The sequence below is a fragment of the Bradyrhizobium sp. RP6 genome (assembly GCF_003837805.1).
Taxonomy (GTDB): domain Bacteria; phylum Pseudomonadota; class Alphaproteobacteria; order Rhizobiales; family Xanthobacteraceae; genus Bradyrhizobium.
The window spans coordinates 1-2,749 of the sequence record NZ_RQIT01000056.1; the positions used below are offsets into that span (position 1 = coordinate 1).

3 pseudogenes are annotated in these 2,749 nt (G+C 62.1%); 2 read left to right on the plus strand and 1 reads right to left on the minus strand.

What is annotated here, in order from left to right:
• Positions 1 to 77 precede the first annotated feature (77 nt).
• Positions 78 to 335: pseudogene (locus EHH60_RS36785) on the plus strand (transposase); the annotation flags it as partial.
• 2 nt (positions 336 to 337) lie between these two features.
• Here EHH60_RS36785 and EHH60_RS36790 read toward each other — a convergent pair.
• Positions 338 to 1,719 (minus strand): annotated as a pseudogene (locus EHH60_RS36790) (IS110 family RNA-guided transposase).
• A 227-nt stretch (positions 1,720 to 1,946) separates the two neighbouring features.
• Between EHH60_RS36790 and EHH60_RS36795 the strand changes: the two are divergent.
• Positions 1,947 to 2,749, plus strand: a pseudogene (locus tag EHH60_RS36795) (IS3 family transposase); the annotation flags it as partial.

Consider the following 2,749-nt stretch of genomic DNA (forward strand, 5'->3'; position numbering starts at 1 on the left):
CCGGAAATCTGGACAGGGCGATAAGTGGAGTTTCTGCCTGACGGCGGGCAAGATTGTCCCGCGAATCAGGAGAGACGATGAGCAAACGAGCCCGCCGGCAGCACGCACCGGCATTCAAGGCCAAGGTGGCGTTAGCGGCGATCAAGGGCGAGATGACGCTGGCCCAGCTGGCTGAGCATTTCGACGTACACCCGAACCAGATCACGCAGTGGAAGTCCCAGCTTCAGGGAGCGGCGGCCGAGGTCTTTGGTCCTGGCGCCAACAGAACGAGCGAGCCCGCGGTGGACGTGAAAACGCTGCACGCCAAGATCGGGGAGCTGACGCTTGAGAACGATTCCTAAGAAACGGCATCGCCGACGTTCGGCTCGAACGGCTGGAGAAGAAGCCGAATGCCTTGGCACGCCGATGCAAATTGTTGACCACTCGCGTCCGGTAGCGCGTCTCGTATGACGAGGCCCCGGGATCGACATAGTCCATTCCGTATCGCACAGCATTGTAGAACAGAACTGCGATCTTGCGGGCCGTGGCGGTCACGGCCTTGGCCTTGCCGACGCGCGATGAAAGTCGACTGTAAAAGGCGCCGAGCGCAGTATCGGTGCGTCCGACGGTGACGGCAGCAAGGCGCAGAAGCGCCGCCGCCCGGCCGCCGGATCGGGGTGTTCGGGACGAGAGCCTTTTGCCGCGGAGACCTTGTTGCTCGGCGCCAGTCCCAGCCAGGAGGTAAAATGCTTTGCACTTGGCCACGAGGAGAGGTCGTCAACGCATTCAGCGATCAGCTTCAGCGAGAGGTAAGGACCGCGGCCGTCGATGGTGGTGATGTCTTTTCCCAGCAACGCGAACAGCGCCTCGCGGACGTCGAAAGCTAGAGCGTTCGCCTGATCGGTTCGATTCCGACGCAGCGATGCCCGCGGTGCTGGTCCATGGCCACGACCGCGATGGTTGCTCAGTTCCTTCAACACGGCTTCGATCCGGGCGTCGCAGGCAGATGCCTTCTCGTGGTAGGTGTCGTAAAGCGCAAGTGCCTGCTCGAGCGCAAACAGATGCTCGGCGCGGTAGCTCCCGGTGAGCGCCTTCGCAATCGTCTCGGCACTGGAGTGGCAACTGTAGTGGCGCAAGCACGCCAACGCCTCGGGATCGCGCTCGCCGGCAAGGATCGCGCGTATGATACGCAGGCCAGTCGCGCCGGTGATGTCGGCGACGACGTGGTGGAGCTGAAGATTCATCTCCGTCAAGGCCTTCTGCATATGCTGGATGTGTGAGGCCGCGTACTCCAGCCGACGCTCGCGCTGACGCACGTAGGCTCGCAGTTCGGCAATCTGCCCTTTGGGCTGAAAGCTGGCCCGCAGCAACCAGAATGAATGGAGCCGCTGCAGCCATTGCGCATCGCTGACATCGGTCTTACGCCCCGGCACGTGCTTGGCATCGCGCGCGTTGGACAAGAAACACGGTAAATCCCCGGGCATCGAGAAGCTCGAAAATCGGAATCCAGTAGACGCTGGTCGATTCCATGACGACGGTCTCGACGCCGCATTCCGTAAACCAGTCGACCAGCCGATGCAGATCGGCCGTGAAGGTACCGAAACTGTGGACTGGCTCCGGTGCGCGATCTGCCCTGACGGCCGCCATATGCATGGTGGCGCCAACGTCGATGGCAGCCGCGTTCGGGTGCACCATCGGCATCTTACCGCCGTCCTTCGACTTCGATCTTTTGGGATTCATCTGTAGCTCCTTCTGACTCCGGCGGAAGGGCTGGGCTGCGCAATTCATTCAAATTCCTAAACGGGATCGCCGAGATGGCGTCACCACTCTCAAGTGCGCAACAGCCCATGGACCAGGTTTTTTGACGGGCTCACGTGCCACCAAAATCGTATCGGCCGCTCCCTTCCGGCCGCAGTCTAGCGGTTAGCCGTTTCTATCCCACAGGGGGCGCGCAGCGCCGCGCTCAGTTTTTTAGAAGGCGCGCTCAGCAAAGCCGGCCTGCTGAGCGCAAAGCGATGATCGACCGTGATGACCTGCCGATCACGAAACAGGCGGAAGTTTTGAAGATCAGCCGTGGCAGTGTCTATTATCTACCACGTCCGGTATCGCCCGCCGACCTCGCGATCATGCAACGGCTTGACCGGCTGCATTTGGAGTTTCCCTTCGCCGGTTCGCGAATGTTGCGAGACCTGTTGGCTGCCGAGGCGTGCAAGATCGGCCGCCGGCATGTCAAAACGCTGCTGCGGCGGATGAGGATAGAGGCGCTTTACCGCCGGCCGCGTACCACCAAGCCCGAACCCGGGCCCAAGATCTATCCGTATCTGCTGCGCGGGATGGAGATCACACGCCCGAACCAGGTCTGGGCGATGGACATCACCTACATCCCGATGGCGCGCGGCTTCATCTATCTCGCGGTGGTGCTCGACTGGTTCAGCCGCCGGGTGCTGTCGTGGCGCGTCTCGATCACGATCGAAGCCGCATTTTGCGTCGAGACGCTGGAGGACGCTCTCGCTCGCCACGGCAAGCCGGACATCTTCAACACCGACCAGGGCTCGCAGTTCACGGGCTCCACGTTCACCGGCGTGCTCGCCAGGCATGGCATCGCCATCAGCATGGACGGCCGGGGCGCCTGGCGCGACAACGTGTTCGTCGAGCGGCTGTGGCGCAGCGTCAAATACGAAGAGGTCTATCTGCGCGCCTACGACACCGTGTCCGACGCCCGCGCCTCGATCGGCCGATACTTCGCCTTTTACAATGGCCGGCGTCCCCA